The 26037-nt window shown below is 37.6% G+C and carries 21 protein-coding genes; 7 read left to right on the plus strand and 14 right to left on the minus strand.

Annotated features, from left to right (window positions below; translation table 11 throughout):
• Positions 1–316 precede the first annotated feature (316 nt).
• Complete coding sequence (locus KI375_RS09180) at positions 317–1351, minus strand: ABC transporter substrate-binding protein (RefSeq protein WP_212973215.1); 1035 nt, start codon at positions 1349–1351, stop codon at positions 317–319.
• A 271-nt stretch (positions 1352–1622) separates the two neighbouring features.
• Here KI375_RS09180 and KI375_RS09185 point away from each other — a divergent pair, with 271 nt between their 5' ends.
• Positions 1623–4064, plus strand: a complete 2442-nt coding sequence (locus KI375_RS09185) for a family 43 glycosylhydrolase (protein ID WP_212973216.1) — start codon at positions 1623–1625, stop codon at positions 4062–4064.
• A 250-nt stretch (positions 4065–4314) separates the two neighbouring features.
• Complete coding sequence (locus tag KI375_RS09190) at positions 4315–5136, plus strand: MBL fold metallo-hydrolase (protein ID WP_212973217.1); 822 nt, start codon at positions 4315–4317, stop codon at positions 5134–5136.
• A gap of 168 nt (positions 5137–5304) precedes the next feature.
• Here the strand turns inward: KI375_RS09190 and KI375_RS09195 are convergent, their stop codons facing one another.
• The 5 genes from KI375_RS09195 to KI375_RS09215 all read right to left on the minus strand — a co-directional run bounded on the left by KI375_RS09195 (position 5305) and on the right by KI375_RS09215 (position 10667).
• On the minus strand, positions 5305–5916 hold the full coding sequence (locus tag KI375_RS09195) for a YesL family protein (RefSeq protein WP_212973218.1): 612 nt from the start codon (positions 5914–5916) through the stop codon (positions 5305–5307).
• Positions 5917–5934: 18 nt separating this feature from the next.
• Complete coding sequence (locus KI375_RS09200) at positions 5935–7338, minus strand: sulfatase family protein (RefSeq protein ID WP_212973219.1); 1404 nt, start codon at positions 7336–7338, stop codon at positions 5935–5937.
• 20 nt (positions 7339–7358) lie between these two features.
• Positions 7359–8225, minus strand: coding sequence for a carbohydrate ABC transporter permease (locus KI375_RS09205; protein WP_244852460.1), 867 nt, complete (start codon positions 8223–8225; stop codon positions 7359–7361).
• 45 nt (positions 8226–8270) lie between these two features.
• Positions 8271–9167: a carbohydrate ABC transporter permease gene (locus KI375_RS09210; protein WP_212973220.1), complete on the minus strand. Its 897-nt coding sequence runs from the start codon at positions 9165–9167 to the stop codon at positions 8271–8273.
• Positions 9168–9365: 198 nt separating this feature from the next.
• Positions 9366–10667: an ABC transporter substrate-binding protein gene (locus KI375_RS09215; protein ID WP_212973221.1), complete on the minus strand. Its 1302-nt coding sequence runs from the start codon at positions 10665–10667 to the stop codon at positions 9366–9368.
• 108 nt (positions 10668–10775) lie between these two features.
• On the opposite strand from KI375_RS09215, the gene KI375_RS09220 reads away from it, so the two are divergent.
• Positions 10776–12281 (plus strand): sensor histidine kinase, encoded by a 1506-nt coding sequence (locus KI375_RS09220; protein WP_212973222.1) that lies wholly within the window; start codon positions 10776–10778, stop codon positions 12279–12281.
• Between the two features lie 328 nt (positions 12282–12609).
• A complete protein-coding gene (locus tag KI375_RS09225) occupies positions 12610–13293 on the plus strand; it encodes a response regulator transcription factor (protein WP_212973223.1) in 684 nt (227 codons plus the stop codon).
• A gap of 88 nt (positions 13294–13381) precedes the next feature.
• Here KI375_RS09225 and KI375_RS09230 read toward each other — a convergent pair whose 3' ends face one another.
• The gene (locus tag KI375_RS09230; RefSeq protein ID WP_212973224.1) at positions 13382–14470 is read right to left on the minus strand and encodes a glycerol dehydrogenase; all 1089 of its coding nucleotides are present in this window, start codon (positions 14468–14470) and stop codon (positions 13382–13384) included.
• A gap of 444 nt (positions 14471–14914) precedes the next feature.
• Between KI375_RS09230 and KI375_RS09235 the strand changes: the two genes are divergently transcribed.
• On the plus strand, positions 14915–15202 hold the full coding sequence (locus KI375_RS09235) for a hypothetical protein (protein WP_212973225.1): 288 nt from the start codon (positions 14915–14917) through the stop codon (positions 15200–15202).
• A gap of 174 nt (positions 15203–15376) precedes the next feature.
• Here KI375_RS09235 and ltaS read toward each other — a convergent pair whose 3' ends face one another.
• The 3 genes from ltaS to KI375_RS09250 form a co-directional block, all read right to left on the minus strand.
• Positions 15377–17296, minus strand: a complete 1920-nt coding sequence (gene ltaS, locus KI375_RS09240; RefSeq protein ID WP_212973226.1) for a lipoteichoic acid synthase — start codon at positions 17294–17296, stop codon at positions 15377–15379.
• Between the two features lie 471 nt (positions 17297–17767).
• On the minus strand, positions 17768–18652 hold the full coding sequence (locus KI375_RS09245) for a LysR family transcriptional regulator (protein WP_212973227.1): 885 nt from the start codon (positions 18650–18652) through the stop codon (positions 17768–17770).
• A gap of 121 nt (positions 18653–18773) precedes the next feature.
• Entirely contained in the window at positions 18774–19673 is a 900-nt protein-coding gene (locus KI375_RS09250) for a sulfite exporter TauE/SafE family protein (RefSeq protein ID WP_212973228.1), read from the minus strand.
• Positions 19674–20559: 886 nt separating this feature from the next.
• On the opposite strand from KI375_RS09250, the gene KI375_RS09255 reads away from it, so the two are divergent.
• On the plus strand, positions 20560–21351 hold the full coding sequence (locus KI375_RS09255; protein ID WP_212973229.1) for a TerC family protein: 792 nt from the start codon (positions 20560–20562) through the stop codon (positions 21349–21351).
• A gap of 67 nt (positions 21352–21418) precedes the next feature.
• On the opposite strand, the gene KI375_RS09260 is transcribed toward KI375_RS09255, so the two are convergent.
• Genes KI375_RS09260 through KI375_RS09270 form a run of 3 tightly spaced genes read right to left on the minus strand, consistent with a single transcriptional unit; the run spans position 21419 to position 24559 of the window.
• On the minus strand, positions 21419–22252 hold the full coding sequence (locus tag KI375_RS09260) for a carbohydrate ABC transporter permease (protein WP_207452695.1): 834 nt from the start codon (positions 22250–22252) through the stop codon (positions 21419–21421).
• A 16-nt stretch (positions 22253–22268) separates the two neighbouring features.
• The gene (locus KI375_RS09265) at positions 22269–23189 is read right to left on the minus strand and encodes a carbohydrate ABC transporter permease (RefSeq protein WP_212973401.1); all 921 of its coding nucleotides are present in this window, start codon (positions 23187–23189) and stop codon (positions 22269–22271) included.
• A gap of 59 nt (positions 23190–23248) precedes the next feature.
• Complete coding sequence (locus tag KI375_RS09270; RefSeq protein WP_244852462.1) at positions 23249–24559, minus strand: ABC transporter substrate-binding protein; 1311 nt, start codon at positions 24557–24559, stop codon at positions 23249–23251.
• A gap of 427 nt (positions 24560–24986) precedes the next feature.
• On the opposite strand from KI375_RS09270, the gene KI375_RS09275 reads away from it, so the two are divergent.
• The gene (locus KI375_RS09275) at positions 24987–25301 is read left to right on the plus strand and encodes a helix-turn-helix domain-containing protein (RefSeq protein ID WP_212973230.1); all 315 of its coding nucleotides are present in this window, start codon (positions 24987–24989) and stop codon (positions 25299–25301) included.
• A 255-nt stretch (positions 25302–25556) separates the two neighbouring features.
• On the opposite strand, the gene rhaM is transcribed toward KI375_RS09275, so the two are convergent.
• Positions 25557–25871 (minus strand): L-rhamnose mutarotase, encoded by a 315-nt coding sequence (rhaM, locus tag KI375_RS09280; RefSeq protein WP_212973231.1) that lies wholly within the window; start codon positions 25869–25871, stop codon positions 25557–25559.
• Between the last annotated feature and the right edge of the window lie 166 nt (positions 25872–26037).

The raw sequence follows: 26037 nt of genomic DNA on the forward strand, positions 1-26037 counted from the left end.
ACGGCGAAGAATGAGCCGATGTTGACTTACAAGCTGAAAGTTTGCTAGTCGCTGGGCGCTGGAGCTAGACGACAAAAATCAAAATTACAACTTATCCACAAGCCAAGAATTTTATAGTTTCCTAGAACAGAACAAAAGCGCCCGTTTAGCGACTTACAAACTTTGATAGTAAGGATGAACAGCTAAAAATGCGCCGTCCTGGCGGCAGACTCAAACGTGACATCATACAACTTTTCACAAGCTACGATTCATAATTTTCGAAACGACAAGAAATCGAGACTGTAAGTTACAATCTCGATACCCTTTATTTCACTATCTAGTATTGTCGATCAGGCAATGCGGCTTTCGCTTCTTCCGCCCCTACAAAGACCGTTTCTTCCGTTTTGATCCATCTTTCAATTTCTTTTCCAGCCATTAGGTCTTTAGCAGCTTGAGCAAGCTGTGGCCCAAGTAACGGGTTACATTCTACAATAATATTGGACTTTCCTTCAGCGACAGCTTCGAAAATATCTCCAATTCCGTCAACTGATACAATTTTAATATCTTCACCAGGCTTTAAGCCATATTCTTCAATTGCCTGAATTGCCCCCAATGCCATATCATCGTTATGTGCATAAACAGCGTCAATGTTATCACCATCAGATTTTAAGAATGCTTCCATTACTTCTTTACCGTTTGAACGTGTAAAATCGCCCGTTTGGGATTTAATAATTTTATAGTTATCGTTTTGATCAATCACATTCTTAAAACCTTCCATACGATCGTTTGCTGAACTTGCACCGACCGTGCCTTGAAGCTCAACAATATTTGTTTCTACATCTTCCCCAATAAGATTGATTAGCTCTTCAGCAGCATTTTCACCTTCAAGGACAAAATCAGAACCAATAAAACTTGTATACAAACTTTCATCTTCCACCTCAATCCCACGATCCAAGAGGACGACTGGGATCTCAGCGTCTTTAGCCTCTGTTAAAACCGTTTCCCAACCAGATTCAACTACCGGTGCTAAAGCAATGACATCAACCTTCTGCGCAATAAAACTTCTGAGTGCTTTGATTTGGTTTTCTTGTTTTTGTTGTCCATCTGAAAATTTTAATTCGAATTCATCACTATTTCCTAAAGTTTCTTTAATAGATTCTGTTTCTGCTGTTCTCCATCCACTTTCCGCACCAACTTGAGAAAAGCCTACAACAATTTTACCTGGAGTACCATTCTTCTCTGTATCATTTCCAGTTGTTGCAGTTCCTCCAGTTTCCCCCTTACTAGAGCTTTCTTGTCCACAAGCGGCAAGTAAGAACAATAATATTAATGATGCAAACAGGATAAACATAAGCCTATTTGTTTTTTTCATCTTATTCTCCCCTTTTTAAAATTTAAACTAACTGTTTCTAAGTTTAATAAAAAAGATACAAGAAGTATTTATAAAAAAAACCAATATTTTGTAAATTTCAGTTTTCTGTTTTGAAGTCTCCTCCGAAATACATAAAAGATTGTAAAAAATAGCTTAAATTTACAAATATATATTTTTCGAATTGTGTTAATTTTTAAATATAACAATATGAGAAAAAGGAGGATCTATCTATGCGATAGTCGAAAATCAATTTTATGAGGGAGGAATAATTATGAAAAAAGTAATAGGAGTACTCATGGGGATCATTTTAATTGCAGGTATGGTTAATGTACCTAAAGATGTTTATGCTGTAGAAACAACTATGGATAGTCAGGGGTTATTAGGTGAATTCTTTAAAAATGAACCAAATCCAAATGATCGAGAAGACATTAGCGTATTTAACTTTGATGATTTTCGGGGAGAAAAGGTGATTGGAAATTTAAAGGGAGATTCCTTTACAAGTATTTTTAAACAAATTACAGGAAGCCCTGATTATAATACGGCGCGTTTTACGGGCACGATAGTACCGGAATATACCGAAGATTATACCTTCCATATGGTAGGGGATGATGGATTTAGACTGTGGATTAATGGCGTGATGATTATTGACTTTTGGGAACAAAAATGGGAGATCCCACAAGTTAGCAGCCCGATTTCATTGGAAGCCGGAAAACATTATGATATTAAAATTGAATATTTACAAGGGTGGGGTGGTGCATGGCTTCGTATGGAATGGGAAAGTGCAAGTCAGGAAAGGGAGATAGTTCCAGAATCAGCACTTTATTTGCCAGCAGATCATGTTGTAACAACGAAAAGGAATGACCTGAAGGTAGAAATCCAAAAGATGGATTATTTAAAGGAAAATTTTGCTGATAAGGTAAGCGAAAGTGCATTAAATAACTTAATTGTAAAAAAGGATTCTATGAAGGAACTGCTTGACACGATTGATGATAATGAGATTGATGATAGAGATAAAGCCGCTTTATTAATAGAAGCGATTGAGGCCGGGTCAATGGCTCGCACCAATTTTATGGAAGAAATGGGGGTCCAAAATTCTTCCGTACATGACAAATTTAACAATCCTTTATATCAGGGACAGGATCCATTTGTAACTTATAAAGACGGATATTATTACTTTGTATCTTCTAGTAACTTAGACTCTAACAACAAAATTTACGTGTCCAAATCTCGTACACTAACAGATCAAGGAGAAAAGGTAATGGTATTTGATTCACAAGGAACACAAACTCGTATTTTTGCTCCCGAAATATTCTTCTTTGATGGAAAGTGGTATATCTATTACTGTGCCGACTTAAAAGATTATGATTATAGACATATGGCAACCGTTTTAGAATCTGTTACTGATGATCCTCAGGGGGAATATGTGGACAAAGGAGCCCTATATACTGGCAAAAATGGGGAATATAAGCAAGCAAATGACTTTACAGTCTTTGAATATAATGAGCAACTATACGCTGTTTGGGGTACTTTAGGTACCGGGGAACCAGAAGGCCCCGCAATTGCTCCAATGGATAACCCTTATACAATCACAGCAGATCGCACTATTATAGGAGGCGGTGGGGAAGGCCCTCGGGTCTTACAGAAAGATGGAAAAGTGTTTATTACAGTATCGGATGGCGCTTTTGCCACAGACGGCTATCGTTTGTCTTATTATACGAACACAGATAAAGATTTCCTTAACCAAGATTCTTGGAACCGTACAAGCGATGTCTTTGCTTCTACTAAAGATGTGTCTGGTCCTGCCAGAGCTGGATTTATAAAATCGGCTGACGGAACAGAAGATTGGATGATCTACCACTCACGTGTATATAAGGACACGCAAGATAATGGATGGCGTCAAGTCAATTTGAAGAAATTCGGTTGGAATGAAGACGGAACACCTGATTTTGGTGAACCAATTTCACCAGATGAATGGCAGACATTACCGTCTGGTGATTTGGGTCAAGGCAATATGTACCAAGCAGAGGATGCCATTCTTTATGGTGATATTACTAAAGAAAATAGCTCTGCCAATTACCAAGGAGCTGGCTATATTAACTTACCGGAGACACCTGGTGCAGAGGCAAGTTTTGTAGTAAAGGCTAGAGAAGACGGTGATTATATAGTAGGTGTAAGCTATGCTTATGGTGTAGAAGTGGATGGGGAATCAACAAATTATCCTACGACCCAGCTCCCCGCAAGAGCGGAAATCAATGTATATGTAAATGGTACACATGAAAAAACAATTGCACCAGATAAAACAGCAATTAGCTGGGATGAATGGTTTACGACGTCTGAACGTTTACACTTAAAAGAGGGTACAAATGTAATCAGTTATCGGATTGACAGTGGTTCTATTGGGAATGTGAATTTAGATTATTTAACCATGTATAAGGCAGATGAAGTTGCTTCAAGTGCCGCTATCATGAAGGAACTTGTTGAACGCTTCAAGGAAGAAGGTAAAATTACGGATGATGCAGCTGCCCGTGCCTTAGATATCCATTTATCAGGGGTCGAGCATTTCGAACAACAAGAAGCTGTTGATAAGATCGTCAAACATATGAAAGGCTTTGAACAATTGCTAGAATATCAAAAAGATAACAAATTAATTTCTGAGAACGCCTATAACATACTTAAGGCGAACGCGAATGCATTGGTTAAGAAATGGTCTTAATCTTATAAATTTGATGTGAGCATAACCCTCTATGATAGATCATTTCTTGTCATAGAGGGTATTTTGCTATATACATTTCCTTAAGACAAGTGATCAGTTAAACAACGAAAAATTATAATGCAGGCAGGATCCCTTTGCAAATTCTTTCCTAAACTATTACAATACTAGGAAACTATGTAATAATTGAGGAATTTCTAAAATCATGTCTTTTCAGCTGATGATTTTGGTAATTAAAAAGGAGTGATTGATTATGAAGGTACATTTCTTAGGCACTGCAGCGGCGGAAGGGTTTCCAAACCCATTTTGCTTATGTGAGCCTTGTCAAAAAGCAAGAAAGCTAGGTGGGCGCAATATTCGTTCCCGTACATCCGTCATTTTTGATGATGTGTTAAAGGTAGATTTTCCGCCAGACTTTTTTTATCATGCTGTTTATCATGGGATAGACTTGTCTTTAGTTAAGGATTTGTTGTTTACCCATACGCATTATGATCATTTTCAACCAGGGGATTTGTTTAATCGGATTGAAGATTTTGCCCATGGAATTGACCAACCATTGCAAATATATGGGAATGATTTAGCTATGCAAGGTCTTATACAAACCTTACCAGCATCTCAAAAGGACAAACGTTTCTCCTATCATCGCGTACTGCCCTTTAAAGAAACGGAAACGCAAACAGCCAAGATCACACCCTTATTAGCGGACCATGATCAAATGGAAACATGCCTGCTTTATTATATAGAAAAAGACGGTAAAAAAGTTCTGTATGGGAATGACACAGGTTGGTTTCCTGAGGAAACATGGGAATGGTTAAAAGGGAAGAAAATTGATTTGGCCATTCTGGATTGCACAGGTAGCTTTAACGGAACTAAGCGTAGCCGTAATCATATGTGTATCGAGACGATTTTGGAAGTACAGAATACTTTTGAACAGGAAGAAATGCTTGAAGACAATGGACAAATCATTGTTACTCACTTCTCTCATAATTCAGGGTTTTTGCACGATGATTTTGTAAAGGCCTTCACACCATACGGAATTCAAGTAGCTTATGATGGATTGATGCTTCATCTATAAATGCTGAAAACACCTGAGAATACCCTTCTATGGCAACGCTAACATATACATCCTATTAAGTTAGCGTTGCCACAAGATAGGATCAGTCTTAGCAATCTCTCCCAGCAGATTTCCTGTTTCAAATGTCTAGAGGTGTAACCCCTTCTCCGTGCTACGAATTTCTTGATGTCATAGTCTATTGGAAACTTCCATCCTCCCAAATTTTTTAAATCCCAGTTCAGCAATACTATAAATTAGATAGGCACCAATGCTAAAAGCTAACAATGTTGCTGCTGGGAAATAAAAACACAATGCGATAATGACGCTTAGTACTACAAGGGATAGTAATGTATTTGGCAAATACCGAATAGATAGGATTAAGGCTTTTTTTATTGCTGTAATGGCGGTTACCTTATAATGTGCAAGTACTGGAAAAATAACAACTGTGCTCAATATAAAGAACAAGGTTAATCCAAAGAAGAAAGTAAATAAAAGATATTTTATATCACTGGTAAGCTGGTTCGTAAACATGAAATCGACTAAGAGTAATATGGCAGCCCCCGTCCATAGACTACCAACGATAAAGCTCTGGATAAAGTTCTCTTTTAAAATACGAAAAAATGTTGCCAACACTGGTGTGTCCCCATGCCTTTTCCATTCACGAACGACACCAAACATGGCAGTTGTAGCAGGGAAAATTGTGAAAATAGGAAGACACATTATGAGCCAAATCAGATTTAATACAAAGAATGTCATAATAAACTCTAAACTCTTATAAATTTTACTATCAACAAGGCCCATCCTCTCCCCCTCCCTAATTTACAGTAAAAATGGATCTTCAACTTCTGTAAACCATTTTTTTAATTTTTCCTCCAATGTTCCTGCAATTGGATGTGCCTGCGGATCCTCAATATATTTTGAAGCCAGCTGCAGTGGATCATCTTTTAGGCTGTATAATAACCGAATGCTTTCTTGATTTGGCGCATAACCGTGATGTATGACATAAGTGTATTTATGTGTACGAATGGCTCTCCAACCATATGCCCGATTATCTAACCCAGCATCCCGAAACTGTTGAATAGCTTGTACTCGCCCAGGATATGCACAAATAAAAGCCTCTTCTGGTCCTCCATTTTCAGCCTGAATAATCCACTCTGATAAATCCTTGCCTTCTACAGATGTTGGAATGTCAATTTGTAGTAATCCCAGTAAAGTTGGCATAATATCAACTGTATTAAGTAATACATTGGATTTTGCTTGCGGGATGATCTGCGGCCAACGTATGGCAAAAGGAATACCAATCGATTCTTCATACCATACATGCTTAGCCATCAACCCATGTGATCCCATCATTTCGCCATGGTCTGAAGTTAGAACAACTATCGTCTCTTCCTCTAATTTTTCTTTCCTTAATGTCTGTAAAATACGACCAAACTGTTCATCAATACCCGACACAGCCGCAAAATAGTTTAGTTGGTTTTCCCTTAATTTCGCTATCCCGCCAGCCACCTCTTCTCCCGTGTGAATCATAAAGGAGGATTGCACATTTTGACGCAATGATAAATCTTTTCCCTCATAAAGCTTTCGATATTTTTCAGGAACTTGCTCAAAGGGACTATGAGGAGGATTCCATGAAACAAATAATGCAAAAGGATCATCTTCATTTCTATTTTTAATAAATTCAATCGCGCGATCTGTTTCATGTTCTACAGACCATTGGTTCACCTTAATTTTCTCTGGGCTATTACGCCAGTAATGTGGAGTCAAATGCTCATCCCAAGCCCCATATGAATACCAATTGTGAAATTGGTGGCGTTTAGGGCCTGGTGGTGTAAATGCATCCCATTCTTTTGCACCAGATTTCGGTTTTTCTGTATGATTGAGTTCAGATAGATCCAAATGCCATTTCCCTATATATCCGTTCTTATAACCTGATGCCGCAAGAACATCACTTATACAAACCTCTTCAGGACTAAGCATGACATCAGCCCCCACTTTACAATTTGTATATACTCCTGTACTAATCGGATATTTGCCTGTTAATAAAGAACTTCGATGTGGTGAACATAAAGGGCAAACCGATACAGCATCCGTAAATACAGTACTTTCTTGGGCAAATGCATCTATATTTGGTGTGTAAACAGGATCCTCCTTCTCATACCCCACAGCTTGGCGCCGCCATTGATCGGCAAATATATAAATAAGATTAGGTTTCTTTTTCATTGGGATTTCCCCTCCTTCCATTATTTAATCCCTGTATTGGCGACCCCTTCCACGAAGTGATCTTGTGCTAGGAAGTAGACAATAATAGTTGGAATAATTGCGGAAACAGCAGCAGCCATTAGTAATGCGTATTCCGTGTTATATTCAGTAATAAAGTGCTGAATACCAAGCTGCAGTGTATATAAATGATCGGATGTTAAGTAAATCAACGGTCCAAGAAAATCATTCCAAGCATGCATGAAGGTGAATATCACGAGTGTCGCAATCGCCGGCTTTGATAACGGCATAATAATTCTCCAATAAATCCCAAAATCATTGAGCCCATCAATCCTAGCAGCTTCTAATAATTCATCTGGAACTGATAAGAAAAATTGCCTGAATAAGAATACGCCAAATGGATTAAATGAGCCAAGTAAAATCAGTGCCCAATGCGAATTAACAAGTCCTAGTTCTTTCATCAGCATAAATTGAGGGATCATCATAACTTGGTAAGGAATCATCATCGTGGCTAGATAGATAACAAATAAGCGTTTGCTTTCTGGAAACTTAATTTTCGCAAAAGCGTATCCTGCAAGTGAACTATTCATAACAAGTAAAATGGTTGTCACTACAGCAATCTTCAACGTATTTAAGTAATATAAATGGAACGGTACCTGTGTCCATACCTTTTTATAATTGCTCCATTGAAAGGTCTCCGGAACCCATTTAATAGGGAATCCAAAGATCTCCGCTTCTGTTTTAAAGGAGGCTGATAACATCCAAATAAATGGTAAAATCATCATTAATGAGACGATTATGATCACTACATATTTAATTATTTGGCTAATTTTTAGTTTTCTTGCTTTTTCCATCGGTGTGTAGCTTGAAGTTTTACTAGCAATCTCCATTGAAAACTCCAACTCCTTTCTTAATTTTTATCATTGTTTCGGTTATTAATTGAGACCATTTTTCTGTATCTTGGATTGGATAAAGGAAATTAAGATAATGAGTAAGAATAATACATAAGCCATTGATGAAGCATATCCATATTCGAATTGCTTAAAGGCTGTATTGTAAATATCATACACAAGTACATGCGTAGACCTCCCTGGCCCTCCTCCTGTTAAAACATATATAAGATCAAATACTTTAAAGGAATTGATCACACCAATAATGCTAGTGAAAAACAAAACTGGTGCAAGCATCGGGATCGTCACATGAAAAAGTTTAGAAATAGCTCCAGCCCCATCTAATTCTGCTGCTTCATATAAATGGTTCGGTATCCCTTGTAATCCTGCCAAGAATAGAACCATATAATATCCGACCGAATGCCATATATAAACAATTGAGACAGAGACCAATGCCCAACTTGGAGAAGAAAGCCATCCTGGAGGGTGATCAATTCCGAGTGTTATAAGAAAGCTATTTATTGGTCCCATCGAAGGGTTGAAGATAAGTTGCCATACCGCAGCAACAGCAATAGTGGCCGTTACATATGGTAAAAATACTGCTGTTCGAAATACCTTTACAAAACGAATTCCTTTATTTAATCCTACTGCAATAAGGATCGATAAAAATATCGTGACAGGCACAGAAATTAATGTGAAGAGAATACTATTAACAAAAGAAACTTTAAAATTCGTATCTTGTAATAAGTTTTTATAATTATCCAATCCAATAAACTCAATATTTCCAAAACCATTCCATGAGGTAAAGCTCATTATAAAGGAAGCAATAACAGGAATAAGGATAAAGAGTAGGAAGCCAATAATATTTGGCAGGAGAAATGTATAGGCAACCAATCGATTTCGTCTAACCATCTTTGATTTTGTTTTTTTGGATCGCTTCATGTTGTTACAGCCCCTTCCTTTAAAAATATAAGAGGCTGGGACATAAGTATTTTCACCAAATAAAAACCGAACTACTAGGATCTATATACCCTATCTCGCTTTCCAAGGACGAATGGCAAGCCTCCTCAGGCTTCGTCTTTCGAGGTCTTGCCAAAATCGACCGCTAATTATGTCCCAGCCACTTCTTATGAAGTTAAATTATTCATCCCCATATTTACTAGCCCAATCGGTTTCCACCCGTTTCGTAATATTTTCAATCGCTTCTTCTACTGATTGCTCACCAATTAGTGCTAGTTCTCCTTCTTGCTTGAATATTTGTTCAACCACTATATTCTTAACTCCTTGTAGCATCGGATACTCGGAGTATTCCTTCGCCTCTAAGAAATAGTGAAGATTCTTTGGCTTTTGTGAACCATCACCCATGTATGCTTCCTTTACCTCATCATTCATATATCCTGTTAAGTACCCATCACTTGCAAATTGAATTGCTCCTTCTTTCCCTGTTGCATAACGTAAAAATTCAAATGCTTCTTTTGGATATTTTGTGTTATTATTCATCATGATCGTCACTGGCAAGGCGGTTGTTGTATTTTTTTCTACTCCTTCTGGATGCGGAACTGGGACAACATCCCAATCAAAGTCAATATCGCCCTCTTCTTCCGCTTCACGAAGTTGTGAGACATGCCAGTCACCGATAATATTCATCGCAACATTTCCTTTCTGAAAGGCTGCATTATAATGTGCGCCTGATGTCACTTGTTCTGACCATTTCATAATCGACCCATCATTTTCCATATCAAGTCGTAATTGCAAAGCAGCAGTAAAAGGAGTCAAATCTTTATCAATAATGGATACCCCCGATTGGACGGCACTCATATACCATAATTGCGGCCACGGTTGAATAAATGCACCATATACTTTCTTGTCTCCACTACCATTTGTTAATTTTTTTGCCAATTCACGGAACTCCTCCCATGTCATATCATCACTCGGATAATCGACACCCTGTTCATCAAATAAAGTCTTATTATAGTAAAGCATTGTGTTCGATTTACGATAAGGTAAACTTTTCACCTCATCCTCATGCTTATATGTGTCATATAAAGTGCCATAGCCTGATACATCAACATCTGCTTCTTTGATATACTCATCGAGCGAAGCAAGTAAACCTGTATCGATCATTTGATCCATTTGTCCCGTAAATAAATCGTAGCCCTCCCCTCCTGATAATTGCATTCGAATTTTTTCGTAAAACTGCTGTTGTGGAAAGGATTCAAAGGTAATCTCAATATTAGGATGATCTTTAGTAAATTCCTCATATACTCTTTCAAATGTAGCCTCATCATCCGGGAAGACAGCCATTTTCAAACTAACTTTTTCATTGTCGTTTTTAGAGGAATTGGCATCTGAATTTTCTCCTTTTACCGCTCCGCTTGAACAACCTGCAACTATTCCTAAAAAAGCGATCATTATAAGACAAATGCTCCAAATCTTTTTCATACAATAAGCCCCCTTAATAAATGGATTATTTTCGTGTATCATCATTGTAAGGGGTTTCAACTATGAGGATAAGGATTAAATTTTATACCCCTTTAAGGAGTGGACATCATGATTTTCTTATTTTTAGTTTGCATTATTATTTTGGTCTTTTTTATTTCTCGAAATTTAAAAAGTTCCTCTGTATTCTTTTTAAGTACGCTCACAATCGGGTGGATTCTCGCCTATGTATCTTTCACACTCTACCTATCAAAATTTAACTACTTCTATAATGTTGTGAATCAATTTATTGACTTTAGCCCAGGCACTTGGAATTATCTTGTTCTCCAAAACTTTGATACCGATACATTAATCCGCCTTTTTCACTTTGGTATTATTCTGTTTTATTATTCTTTCTTGGCTTTTGCAATCTCATTTGTGAGCACAATGAGATTCAGGAAAAAAAACGTCTATACATATATGATTTTAGGTATTTTTAGTTTCATTCAATTCATATATTATGATCCAGGTGTCCATCTGCTATGGCAAAACCATGTCACATCAATAGGGAATTTACAACAATATCATGAGTATAGTCAGATTATTCATCTGTTCTTCCATGCTATAAATCTATGTTTTTTAATCGGCGGATTGGCTCTGTTTACTTATCATTTTGTTCGGTATTACCGTTTAAGATATATCAGACATTTCACCATTTATAATGTCATTGGACTTTTTCCTCTTATTAGTGTTCATCTCTTTATTTTTTATTGGGCACCATTAAATTTCGTGAGGGTCACATTCAGCCAAAGCTATATTAATTACTTACAGCCACCTATCCACCCTTTTCTAATGGAGTATCGTTTTTTTCCAGTTATCGTGTTATTTGCTGTTATCATAATGATTTACAATGTTTTTAAATATAAATCAATCGAAGCAAAGTACTCCAGTATTAATATTAATACTAAGAAGAAAATGGATACAGCTTCACTCGGGGTACGTGCATTTACACATTCCATTAAAAATCACTTACTTGCCATCCGTTCGGAGGCTGAATATTTACAAGAAAAATTTGCAGACGATGAAGAGGCTCAATATAGCCTGAATTTAATGATCGTTGCTTGTGAAAATTCTTTTCGAAGTATTCATGATGCAAACGAAAAATTAAAATCAATTACATTAAATATGAAAGCTACTCCCTTACATATACCAATTGAAAAAGCAGTGGAACGATTTCATTCCAACACATTACATGTCAACATTCATTATCATAGAAATGAGCAGGAGGGTATGGTTTATATTGATTCAGAATACATCCAGGAAGCGATCTATAACATCCTGAAAAACTCTATTGAAGCTGCTACAAACGGAGTAGGAGATATATGGATTACAACGAAAGAGGTTGGGCAATGGGGAACGATTACAATTAGAGATAATGGCCCAGGAATCCCTTCTGAAAATGTGGATGAGATTTTCACCCCTTTTTTCTCAACAAAATCATCGATTACAAATTGGGGCATTGGTCTTTCCTTTTGCCATAAAGTCATTACAGCTCATAATGGAAAAATCGAAGTAACCAGTGAAAAAGGTAAAAAGACACAATTTGATATATTATTGCCTCTCGTCAGGAGGGTATAAATAATACCCCTAAAGAGCGAGTCTGGGGGATCATTTCAATCACATTAAGACGAGATAACGGATGGTAACACAACGATAAGTCTCGTTTTATAAATACTGAAACCTCTTCCCATCAATATTGGATTCTATAATGATATGATTTACAATATCCCCTCCTCTTTCAAAATGTCCACATTAATGTATAATTAGTGGAAGGGATTTCATGTTGGGGAATGAGTGGAAGTATTTTTACTCCCACATAAACAGTGGCTAAATCTTTAATTCTCTTTATTATTTTTCAACGATTTACGGGGTAAAACATAAGTAAACCTTTTGGGAGGGAAACAATTTGCAAACTATACGACTCTTGATAGCTGACGATATGGAAGCTCATCGTAGAAGATTGGAAAGATTAATTAATAAAGAAGAGAAATTCGCATTAGTTGCTTCTGCTAAAAGTGGCTATGAAGCCGTCGCCCTCACAGCCCTAAAAAAGCCCGATATTGTTCTTCTCGATATTGAAATGGAAAGTCCAACTGCAGGGATTGTTGCGGCATCAGAAATACATAAGATCTTACCTAAAACGAAAATCATCATGCTCACCATTCACCAAGATAATAATAACATCTTCGCGGCCTTTCAAAGTGGGATTGTCGATTATTTAGTAAAATCAGCCCCCATTGAGGAAATTTTAGAGGCCATACATTCGGCGGCCAATAACAGCTCACCAATTCGGCCATTTATTGCTGAAAAAATCAGACAAGAATTTGCTCGTATAAAAAAATCTGAGGATCACTTAACAGAAATCTTTAAAATTATTGCTATTCTTACCCCTTCTGAACTTGAAGTTTTAAAGTTATTGTGCAAAGGTCTAAAACGAAAGGAAATAGCCAGAGAACGTAGCGTTGAAATGGAAACGGTTAAAAAGCAAATTAGTAGTCTCTTAAAAAAATTTAACAAGAGAAATACAGCTGAAATAGTTAGGCTTATTAATGAACTTGAATTATTTGATATGATAAAAAATATATCATAATTTCTATTATCCATATTCTGACAAAAGCAAAAAATTCTCTCGCACGAAGCGAAAGAATTTTTTATCATTATTCAATTGAACCATAGCTTTATCGGGCTAGCTGATCCACTGCAATAATCGCATTGGCCACATCTTCAGCTGTAATGTCTTTGGATAAATTCCCCATTGTTTCTCCCTCTTGTGTAGCAGCTTGTCCTACTTTAAGAAGATCTTCATAGGTTACTTCATCCAAATGCATTTCTTTTAATGTTGTTGGTAAGCCTAATGCTTGATAAAACGTAATGTATTTTACTAATTCCCCTTCTGGATGAAGCTCTAGCATCAGTTGGACAAGCGTTCCATAGGCTACTTTTTCCCCATGTGTGAGATGATGAATCTCTCCATCTAGAACGGTAAAACCATTGTGAATCGCGTGTGCACCAGCTAAGCCACCACTCTCAAACCCAAGACCAGATAGCAACGTATTGGCTTCGACTACTGCTTCAACATGCTGTGTCACAACACCTTTTTGAACGGCTTGATAGGCGGGAATACCATATGCAAATAGGGTCTCCTCACAGGCTTTCGCAATAGCCTTTGCTGCAATACTTGTTCTTCCACCAGCCATGGCAGTGCCGTTACTTTTAATGGTTGCTCTCGCTTCCACCCATGTAGCCATCGCATCGGCAATCCCTGATGCAAATAATCGGGCCGGGGCTTTCGCAACAACTTCAGTATCGACTAACACTAAATCCGGATTCTTAGCAAAGAATTTATAGGATTCAAATACTCCATCATCACTATAAATAACAGATAAAGCACTTGTTGGAGCATCTGTTGAAGCGGTACTTGGGACGATAACTACGCCTGTATCTAATCCATCGGCAATCGCTTTTGCTGTATCGAGTGTTTTTCCTCCCCCCACTCCAATTACTAAATCAACCTGATTGGCTTCTCCTTCTTCAACAATCCGTTGAATTTCACCCAAAGAAGCTTCACCATTAAATTCTACAAAATGGAAATCAAGTCTCTCTTCCTGAAAACTTTTTGTGATCGTCTCTTTCGTAAGCCCCCAAACAATATGATCCGAAATAATAAGAGGTTTTTTTGTCATATTTTTCACATGAGAACCAAGATCTTTAAGTGCTCCTTTTCCTTGAACATATTTATTAGGTGAAACAAAAATTGTAGTAGCCATCTTCCTCTTCCTTTCTGAAATAATCTATATTTTATACTTTAATCATAACATGTTTTCGATAGTTTGTGAATATATTCACAAATAATTTTGAGAGTTGTTTCCCATAAAATCTTCTATCCCAGTCAAATAGACACTCATCACTTCTCAATGATATAATACAGGTACTTCTATTAACACTTTACATCTTTTCAATTTATCTCGGTGCAACCGACCGTATGACTCCTACTTCAAGACGATGATGCGACACCAAAGAAGTCTAAGGGGGATAACGGACGCTAACTCCGATTAGTCTCGCTGCCATCTGTAGTGGAAAGTGAAACGCAGACGTAGTTCGCCTCGTCCTGTGGCAACGTCTGTATGACCTATATCCTTGTAGGCTTACATTTCCACTGATGGTAGTCACACTTTATAGAACATATTTTATATGCTGAGGAGGTTACAGACATGGAACCATTACTAAATGGTGCAGGGACACTTTGGATTCAACACAAAGGTCTAAGAATTCAAGTGACTTATCATATTTATAAGAAGCATACAGAAGCTTATGCTAGCTATTACTTCTGGGAAGAAGAAAGCATTGATGGAATGGGGGACCACCCTGATCCTAAACAGGCGATCATCGAAGCAGTTGAAAATCTAATGGAAGAAATGGAAGCTGCTGGCATGGAAGTATGGACTTCAACCCGACTATCCACTGAACAAAAAGTTAAATTCGTAATGTTTAAACCCTAAGCTGAGAACCAAAAGTAACACCAACAAATTTCAATTGATTTTCGATGGACTGTCCAAAAAGTCCATTTAATTTTTGCAAATACTCTCTTACAAAAAAAGGATCTGGCTTCTATTCACGAATAGAAGCCAGATCCTTAATTCTTTACCGCTTTACCATAGCGGGGGACAGTCCCCTTATTTCCCATACATATACTCTTTGGGATCGACAGGTGTCCAGTCTTGATCTGGTTTGTAAAATCTTAGCAGGTCGCCGTATAGGACACGGTCGGATAGTTCGAGTTCGTTTATGACTTTTTCATGCAGTTCTTCCATTTCTTGTGTTGGTTCTTCAATGGCTTCTTTGGTTTCGGAGTCATAGTAGACACCATCCACTCGGCTGAATTTGTCTGTCAAAAAGTCACCATTTCGAAATGGGACAAAGTCTTTATGTTCTTCAGAGAATAGATCTGTTCCGAATTGGATATAGTCGCGTGCTTCAATGCCTAGGAGATGCAGGAGTGTTGGAACAACATCCATTTGACCTGAATACTCATGATTAATTCCTCCACCTTCTACTCCTGGTATTTTAATCATGAAAGGGACACGCTGTAATTCAGCTGATTTTAGTTTGGTGATGTCTTCTCCAAGTAACTCAGACATCGCACGATTATGATTTGTCGAAACCCCATAGTGATCCCCGTACAAGAAGATCACGGAATCGTCATATAACCCAGATTCCTTTAAACTATTAATGAATTGCTCCACTGATTCATCCAAATAACGTGCGGTTTGGAAATACCGATCCACAGAAGCATCTCCTGTCGTGGCTGGGCCGATCGTTGCCTCCTCATCATCAATCAAATAAGGATGATGATGCGTCAATGTAATCATATGAGCGTAAAAAGGTTGTGGCAATGATTCAAGATAAGGCATGGATTCCTCAAAAAATGGCTTATCCTTCAAGCCATAGCCAATCACCTTGTCATCAGCCATATCATAGTAGCTAGCATCATAGAAATCGTCGATTCCAAATTGCTTATAAACTTCATCACGATTCCAAAATGATTTATAATCTCCATGAAAAACAGCATTTGTATATCCTTGCTGCTGTTGTAATATCGCTGGCAATGCTTGATATGTGTTATTTCCCTTTGTCACAAAGGCTGAACCCTGTGGCAAACCATATAAGGAATTATCCATAATCAATTCAGCATCCGCAGTTTTCCCCTGTTCTGTTTGATGGAAAAAGTTATCAAAATACGTAAAATTCTGCTCTGAATCATGAACAAGTGAATTAATGAATGGAGTCACTTCTTCTCCATTTAATTTGTAATCTATCAAAAATGATTGAAAAGATTCTAGATGGATTTTGATCACATTTTTACCAGCTGCTACTCCAAAATAGTCAGGATTAGGTTCTGCGTACTTGCTCTTCGTATAATTTTCTACTTCAGTTATATCATCACTTGAAGCAAGAACACGTTGCTTCGATGAATTAAAACTTTGTACAGCATCATAGATCATAAAATGATACGCACCCAAGTATTTCACAATATAATTTCGGTCAAATGTTCTTTTTAATAACTGCGGACGGTCGACTTCAGCCAAGCCTAGGTTGACCGTAAACAAGATGGCACCAGATGCAAGAACAAGTAAAGGTTTCTTTATTGGTAAACGTTCCGTAGACCAATGAGCCTTTGTCAAAACAAAAAACGTCACTAACAAGATAAAGTCAATCAAATAAAACAGATCGTGCCATGCGACTAAATCAACGATACTTCCCCCAAGACTCGCGAAATTACTTGTTTGAGTGAGTGTTGGTATTGTAATAAAATCACTATTAAAACGATAAAACACGACATTCGCGTAAAGAAGCACATTTAAAGTTGTATAAATAGTCAAAAGCCAAACGCCAGCTTTTCTTCCTTTTGCAAATAATGCAAGTCCTAGGAAGATAAGAGCTGAATTCAATGGATTAAAAAATAGCAAGAATTGCTGCAACAAATTATTAATCCCTAGATCAAACTCTACCTGATAAATTATATACGTTTTTATCCAAAAACAAAGGACGATAACGGAAAAGAAACCAGTTTTGGACATTAGAAACTTCTTCATTATGTTTCACCTCATAAAATTCTCATTCCGTATATTTCCGACTGATTTTCTATACATTCCTAATACATAAAGAGAGTCATCGATTCAGTATATCATATTACCCGCTTTTAATTATAATGAAACATTACAATTAAAATTCAATGATTGCCTACATTTTCCTCATACTCCCTCTCATCTTCTTTCTATTCTATAAAATGTTTCATTTTATCTTAACAAAAAAAGCCAAAAGATTGAACCCCATAATGAATTTCTTCACCACCATTTTTTAGCTTCTTCACTATATTTAGCCATCTAATGTTTGGAGTGCAGTACACAAAGCTTCTTAACTATAACTGGCAATCTACATTATTGGATATCCATCTGGGGATCCCCCAGGCCAAAGTTTACCAAATATGCGAGTGAACGTACCCCGTGAAAATAAAATTCCAAATAAGAGCGCGCTTTTTACTGCAAATTCCCCTCACCTGTTTATTAAGTTTTCATTATAAAATCGACAAATGTATCCACACTTTCTTTGGGAAAACGTTGTGTTTTTTTTACCATCCATAAATTTCTATTAATACTGATGCCATGTATCTTTACTTCCGCAAAATCACCATGCTTTAACTCTTTCGTTACGGTTATTCTAGGAAGGATGCTTACGCCTAAGCCTGCTTCCACAGCACTTTTGATTGCCTGAGTGCTGCCTAGTTCCATATAACTTTCCATGCTTTCAAATACATTGTATTTTTTTAGAGCTGCTTCAACGATTAGTCTTGTTCCTGAAGTTGATTCACGCCAAATCATATCTGCTTCCGTTAAGTATTGAATATCAATCTCTTTTTTTTCTTTCCACTCATGATCAGGAGGACAGACTAGGATAAGTTCATCTTCTGCAAATTTCTGTATATCAAGGCCCTTATCGTCTACTTCTCCTTCCACAAGGGCAATATCAATAACGTCATTTGCAAGTTTTTCCAAAATCGTCGGTGTATTACCGATATCCAGCATCAATTTTGTATGTGGATGCTTCTTTTTAAATTCTCCTAGTATTTCAGGCAATAAATATTCGCCAATGGTTAATGTAGCACCAACGCTAAGCTTCTTGTCATAATTTCTGGCAATTTGCTGGATCGTTTCTTTTGAACGATGATAATCCTTTACAATTTCTTTTGCAAAAGGATAGAGAGCATGCCCCGTCTGAGTTAATTTTAATCTTCCTTCTATCCGGTCAAATAGAAGCGTACCATATTTATTTTCAAGCTGATGTATCTGTCTGGAAACCGCCGGCTGCGAAACATTGCTTAGCCGTGCTGCTTGGCTAATACTTCCCTCTTCAACGACCAGACAAAAAAGTTTCAGATTATCAATATTCATAAAATCATCCTCATCAGTATACTGCTACTATCCATTATAGCAGATGAAGATAATTACTTATCAGTTCTTTTCTCTTTATCGATTTACTCCTTTTTATCCGTGAAACTATAGCTTTATAATTTTATGAAATCTTACCATCCACATTCTCAATTTCTATCCTTTTTTCATGTTTAAATTTAAAAACGGCATAGGTAAGCGCAATCATCCAAACCATAATGATGGTTCCATAGAATAATGGGTATAAGGATTCGTTTTCAACCCAGGTTATGAGTAATGTTCTTGTATTCGTCAGAATAATAAACCCTCCAACTAATACCCCCATTAATTTACCTGGAATAATTCGAACTAACCAAGCTGCAATTGGTGCTGCAATTACACCTCCTATTATCAATGCAGTTACCAAAGTCCATGGCAAAGCATTAGTCCCAAGTGAAAAAAAGAAACCCAATGATGCGGAAACGGCAATAGCAAATTCGCTTGTATCAACAGTGCCAATTACCTTCCGAGCACTCATACCGTTTTTAGACAAGAGAATTGGTGTTGAAATTGGTCCCCAGCCTCCCCCTCCGGTTGCATCGAAAAAACCTGCAATCAACCCCAATGGCACAGATTGCTTTGTAGATAACCGAGTTTCATTACTTTCCTCATTTTTTTTGTGAATAAATAGAAAGCGAAGCAACACATATACACCCAGCAGCAGTAAAAATAAGGAAATATACGGTGCAACGATGTCACCGGGCAAATTACTCAGAAATGTTGCCCCAATAAAAGCACCAATCGACCCCGGAATAATAAGTCGATAAACCATTTGCTTATCAACATTTTTAAACTTGATATGAGATACGCCGGAAGCAGCTGTCGTGAATACCTCAGATAAATGAACAGATGCCGAAGCCACCGCCGGAGTCATACCATAAGCTAGAAGCAATGATGTAGATGTTACGCCATAAGCCATCCCCAAAGAGCCATCTATTAACTGTGCCAGAAAACCAATGAATGCTAAAAGCATCAGTTGCCGCATATTTCTCCCTCCGAAATTGTATGCATTTTTGTTATATAGTATGTTATTTTATTATATTTTATTCATATAATTCCTACCTGTCAACTATACTTTAGTATTTAATTGTAAATGGGCTCATCCCAGAACAAAATCGCAAGACGCCCGTTTAGCGACGTACAAACTTTCATAGTAAGGATGAACAGCTAAAAACGCGCCGTCCTGGCGCAACGCCCTTCTGACCAACATCCTGTTGGCCTCCGACAAGCAAATGTTCCTGAACCTAGGAAGGGCCTTCATAGGTTCAGGGTTATTTAGTGGAACATCGGCTAAGGACGCCACTTCCGCATATCTTCGCCAATGGACTCGCTCCTGCCAGCCTCTCGGGGTTAGACACTGGAGCTGGATGTCGACCTCAACCTAAGCTAGTTATCCACAAGCATAGGAATTTTATAGCTCTCTAAATAAAAAAAGCCTCTTCATTCCAGGCTTCATTCGCTAACCTATTGTTATCCGGCATTATATGTTTCTTCCATTAATGTTCTCACCTTATTTCGGGGATTTCTTCAGGGTGGCCAGTTTACATTACAGCGACAATTTTATGATAATTATGTAACTCCTTTAGGTGATACACAACAAAGAATCCAAGCGTGCCACTACTTCTGGCAGTATTATAAACTTATTGACAAATAGACCATTCAATGATATATTTTTGGTAGTTTCAAAGGGGAGTAGCTTTAACGGTAAAGTCGTCATTACAGAGTATAGACCATACTCTCGGCTTTACGGGCAACTTTAACGTTGTTAGCAAGACCTTTGCCAATGTGGTAAAGGTCTTTTATTTTTTAGAGGCTTTTACCATTCATTGGTAAAAGCCTCTATTTTTTTATTTCAGAAGGGAGATCACTAAGTGGAATCATTATGGATTCAATACGGATGGACTTTAATTATTCTCATTGGATTAGAGGGGATCTTATCTGCTGACAACGCACTGGTTATGGCCGTAATCGCCAAACATTTGCCAGAAAAACAAAAAAAGAAGGCCATCAATTACGGAATTTTGGGCGCCTTTCTTTTCCGTTTCTTAGCGCTGTTCGCAATCTCCTTTATTGCCAATGTGTGGCAAGTACAAGCAATTGGTGCAGCTTATCTAATTTATTTAGGTTTAAAACATGTAATTCAAGACATGTTTACCTCATCAAAGGATAATAAAGATAACGTGAAAAAGGGCTCCAATGAGAAAGGCTTCTGGCCAACGGTGGTCAAAATTGGATTAGCTGACCTTGCCTTTGCCATTGATTCCATCCTTGCAGCTGTTGCACTTGCGATCGTTCTGCCTGGTACACCACTTCCCCACATCGGTGGTATGGATGGCGGACAATTCTTAATTGTCGTAATAGCAGGGATTGCTGGACTGATATTGATAAAATACGCAGCAAACCTATTTGTTAAACTTCTAGCTGTCCGCCCCGGCCTCGAAACAACAGCGTATTTAATCGTTGCTTGGGTAGGAGTAAAGCTAGCAGTTATCACACTTAGTCATGAAAAAGTTGCTATATTAGATGAACATTTTCCCCATAGCACAGGCTGGACCATTGCCTTCTGGGGAGTCCTACTAGGAATCGCTATAATTGGATGGTTTATGTCGGGGAAAACAGCCCCCAATGAAAAGAATTCATCCCATGAAAGCTCTTCTTCATAAAAAGATTTGGGGCCTGTCCCCCAGTTTGGTAATACGTTAACGAACTGGGGGACAGGCCCCGACACAATTATTTAATTCCACTAAAAGTAATTCCTTGAATAAATGTCTTTTGCATAAAGAAGAACATGACGATGATGGGCAATGTCATCATTGTAGAAACTGCCATCATTAAGCCCCATTCTGTTCCCATTTGGTTTTGGAATTGTTGAAGTCCTAATGATAATGTGTACTGCATTTCATCTGTTAAGTAAAGCAAAGGACCAAGGAAATCTGTCCAGCTGCCCATGAATTGGAAAAGTCCGACCGCAAGGAGGGCGGGTCTGGCCAAAGGGAGCATAATTTGCAAATAAATTCTGAATTCAGAAGCACCATCAATCTTTGCCGAATCTCTTAATGTATCTGGAAGACCTAAGAAAAATTGGCGCAACAAGAATATGTAAAACGGTGCTCCAAAAAATGCGGGAACAATTAACGGTAATGGTGTTCCAACCCACCCGATTTTATTGAATATTAAGAATAAGGGAATCATCGTCACTTGTCCCGGAATCATCATGACTGCGATTGTAAGGATAAAGAGTACATTTCGTCCCTTCCAGCGAAGTTTTGCAAAGCTATACGCCACCAATGGACACGAAATAAGAATACCTATTGTACTAAAAACCGTAATCACCACCGTATTTTTCAAATAAGTGAAGAACGGGATATACGACATTGCATCGAGGTAATTCTGAAAACGAAATGGTCTAGGTATCCATTCTGGCGGAAAAGTAAAAATTTGTGTGAGTGGTTTCAATGACGTCGACATTAACCAAATAAATGGAATGATAAAAAATATAGAAGCCATAATGAGAATTAAATGCGCTAATGAGTATTGAATTCTTTTTTTTACGATTGGTTGCATTCCATTCCCCCCTTTTCTACTCACCTTGATAGTGAACCCATCTTTTTGATGTTGCAAAAATCAAAGCGGTTAAAGCCATAATGACAGCAAATAGAATCCAAGCCATTGCTGATGCGTAACCCATTTTGAAAAATTTAAATCCATTATCATATAAATACATGACATAAAAGGTTAGTGAATTTGCGGGCGATCCTTGTCCTTGTGTCATCGTATACGGTAGAGTAAATTGTTGAAATGCCCCGATGATGCCCATAACTAAGTTGAAAAATATGACTGGTGTAAGTAATGGCAATGTAATATTCTTCATTCTTTGAAACCAATTTGCACCATCGACTTCCGCTGCTTCATAAAGCTCTTCCGGTATATCTCCGAGACCAGCTAAATAAATAATAACAGCCTGTCCAATTCCCCATAGTGACATTAAGATCAACGAAGGCTTCGACCACTTTACACTACCTAACCAATTCGGCCCTTCAATCCCGATTAAGTCAAGCATTCCATTAATAAGACCAAACCCAGGGTTTAATAGCCACATCCATAGAACTGCCAGAGCAACATGGGGAACGAGTGTAGGTAAGAAATAAATAGTTCGATATACAGCCAATCCCTTTACCTTCATATTAAGCATCATCGCAAGAGCTACCCCAAAGATAATGCTTAAGGGAACAAATAAGACAGCGAAATAAACTGTATTATAGACTGATTTCCAAAACAATTCATCGTGAAATAGTTCTTTATAATTTTGAAGTCCGATAAATTCTCCCGGCTGTAAAACACTGTACGTTGTAAAACTAAAATAAATAGAGGAAAATAAAGGTATAGCAAAGAATACAATTAAGCCAATTATCCAAGGTGATGCAAAGAGCCAACCAGTCAAATTCGCTTTAAAAGTAAAAGCACTATTCTTTTTCGGTTCTAAGACAGTTGAAGTTTGAATTTCCGTCAAATTAGGCAACCCCTTTCATAAATAAAAGGGAGGTAAAGTCTCCCTTTTTATTATTTTTTCAATGCTTTATTTACTGCTTCAGTCGCCTTATCTAAATTTTCCTGAGGTGTACCATTACCTCTTGTCGAATTTTCAACAGCAGTTGCAAGCTCATTCCACAGCAATTGTCCTTCTGAAATAACAGGTCTATGATGTGAATTTGGAAGGATATCCACAAATTCTTTTAAAATCGGATCATCACCGCGCCCAAGTTCTTCGTTTACAAGCGGTTGAACAGAGAAGTCCCCTTCAAGCTTGGAATAATAAGCTTTTGCTCCTTCTGGACCACCGAAATATTTCAAAAATTCCCACGCAGCCTCAACGTTCTTAGCTCCTTTAGGAATAATAAAGCTATGTCCACCAGACCAAGTAGTAAAGTCAGTACCAGTAGGTGTCGGGATTGGCGTAACACCGTAGTTTAGATCAGGCTTAAATTTGCTTATTCCTGTCACCGTCCAGTTTCCATCTATTTTCATACTAAGCTGACCTGAAATAAATGGATCTAAAGCGTCACTACCCGCAGAACTTTCAAATCCAGAAATATCTTCTACATCATATTTTTTTCCGAATTCAACCATCCATTCCAAAGCTTCTACAATTTTAGGATCATTGGCAATGACTTCCCCAGTACTTTCATCGTAAAATTCACCTCCGAATGACCATCCCCAACTATAAAGCCAACCTTGTCCATACCAAGGAATAAAACCAATTCGTTTAAAACGATTACCTTCTTTGATTGTTAATTTTTCAGCAGCTGCTTCCAATTCTTCAATCGTTTTAGGCGGGTCATCTGGATCGAGCCCAACTTCTTTAAAATGATCTTTATTATAATAAAGTAAACGAGAATCTGTTGAATAGGGAATTGCATAAAGCTTGTCTTCGTAGCTCGCTTCATCCCACGCATATGGGTAGTAACGATCGCGGGAGATACCATCTGCAGCAGCCATATCTGTTAAATCCGTTAGCGCATCTTGATCTGCCCATGATCCAACTTTGAATCGATCAAATGTTGCAACATCAGGAGGATTGCCACCTGTGACGGAAGTCAGAAGTTTTTGGTCCGCTCCCTCATTCGCCTCCGTATAAACCATTTTCACTTTAATATCAGGATGTGCTTCTTCAAAACTCTTTACCAATGCCTCCATTGCTTCTAATCCGATACCTGTACTACCATGCCAAAACGTAATTTCCGTCTTGTCATCGTCTCCCTTTTTTCCACCAGATGAAGCCCCTTCATTTGAAGAACAGCCTGATAAAAATAACAACAAGGTAAGCATAGCAATAAGCATAAATTGTCCGAATTTATTTACCCTTTTACTCACTTTGACACCCCCAAATTTTTATTTAAAACTAGCTAGAATACTTTTTAGTAAGCCTTTTCATTTTGAAAAATCACATAGATGGCCAATGTTGAACTACTTCCCCCCTTATGTGTTTTCTTTACAACTAACATCTTTCTTACCTGAGCAATGAATATTTGCTGATAACTACCCTCTACTTTTTCTATAAAGAGCCTGCATGAAGGACATGATAGAAAGATTACTACTATTTATCCTTTAGTTGCACAGCAGGTCTATATAACTACTCTTTTCAGTATCCGTAAGGTGTAGTTACCACATCACTCATATTATGACTATTAGGAATAATTGTCAATATAATTATAACTATTAATTCTAAAAATATTGTACTCATGTGTTTTAGTGCGAGTCACGGTAAAATAAAGAAAAAAGAGAGTTGGAGAAGTTTTAAATGATTGAAATTGGTGAAAGGTTAAGAAACTTAAGGAAAGCTAGGAGTCTTACGACACAAGAACTTGCGGGGAAAGTCAATATTTCTCAATCCTATATTAGTCGTTTTGAAAATAATAAAGCTATTCCCGATGTTGACATGCTTGCCAGAATTCTGCATGCGCTAGATTCTGACTTACCATCGTTTTTCACATCCGAGCATAATAACACCCCACCTGATTTAATTCAACTGATCAATACAGTGAAAACCTTGAGCCCCGAAGCGAGAGTGAAATTAAATGAATTCCTGAATTTAGTAATAGGGGAAGATCAATAGAAAAAATCTAGCTATCTGCAAAATTTCATTCGACAAATACTAGTAAAAAAGAGAAGGCCTTCCTTTCGAAAAGCACGCCGATCAAAGGGGCTACTTACATTGCTAGCTGGATGTCAGCCCTTCCTGTTAGGATTTTCCCATAGGCTGGGATTTTAGAGGTTCCTAGAACATAAAAAAGAAGGTGCTTGGAAATATTCCAAGCACCTTCTTTTAATACGTATAGATCGAATATGAGAACCATATGAATCAATGACTCTAGTCCATATGGAAAACTTCCGTTAAATCAACCGTAACAGGACTATTATCTGCATTTGTTTCCATTAATGGTTTCATAAATTCCCACCATTTTTGATTGATTGCCGTTTTTGCCATCTGGTTCCATTTTTTCTCGTCCTCAATCTCGATGTAGCCAAATAGTTGATTTGTATCTTTATCTAAAAAGATGGAATAATTCCGTGCTCCATGTCGGCGTAGCTCTTCAACCATCTCTGGCCAAATTTCATTATGGCTTTTCTCATATTCTTCGTGTTTATCAGCATAAACCTTCATAATAAATCCCTTTCTCTGCACTCCATCGCCTTCCTTCTTTATAATAAATCAAACCCAATATGACAGCGTTTTCAAAGATTAATATCTTCATCATAATAAACACATTTTCCAAAGTCAACACAAAACATCTTACGTGGGGCCTGACCCCCAATGTATTAACGCATTACCAGGTTGGGGGTCAGGCCCC

This window comes from Bacillus sp. J14TS2, assembly GCF_018333015.1.
GTDB lineage: Bacteria > Bacillota > Bacilli > Bacillales > Bacillaceae_C > Lederbergia.